Consider the following 548-nt stretch of genomic DNA (forward strand, 5'->3'; position numbering starts at 1 on the left):
ACGCTCAAGAAAATCAAGGACAGCGGCACCATCACCCTGGGCGTGCGCGACTCTTCCATTCCCTTCTCCTACCTCGATGACAAGCAGTCCTACCAGGGCTACTCGATCGATTTGTGCATGAAGGCCGTCACGGCCATCCAGAAGCATCTCGGCCTGACCCAGCTCAACGTCAAGATGAACCCGGTCACCTCGGCCACCCGCATTCCGCTCATGGCCAACGGCACCATCGACCTCGAGTGCGGTTCGACCACCAACAACGTCGAGCGCCAGAAGCAGGTCGCCTTCGCACCGACCACCTTCGTCTCGGGCAACCGCCTGCTGGCCAAGAAGGCTTCCAACATCAACAGCCTGAACGACCTCAAGGGCAAGACCCTGGTGTCGACCGCCGGCACGACTTCGATGCGCCAGGTGACCGCGCTCAATACCGAGAAGAACCTGGGCATGAACATCCTGTCGGCCAAGGACCATGCCGAGGCTTTCCTGATGGTGGAAACCGGCCGCGCGGTGGCCTTCCTGATGGATGACATCCTGCTGGCTTCGCTGGCTGC

The 548-nt window shown here is 60.9% G+C and carries 1 protein-coding gene; it reads left to right on the forward strand.

What is annotated here, in order from left to right:
• A partial coding sequence (locus IGW03_RS37825; RefSeq protein WP_194727505.1) for an amino acid ABC transporter substrate-binding protein occupies nucleotides 1–548 on the forward strand: 548 nt, incomplete at both ends.

This window comes from Noviherbaspirillum malthae, assembly GCF_015352985.1.
GTDB lineage: Bacteria > Pseudomonadota > Gammaproteobacteria > Burkholderiales > Burkholderiaceae_D > Noviherbaspirillum > Noviherbaspirillum malthae.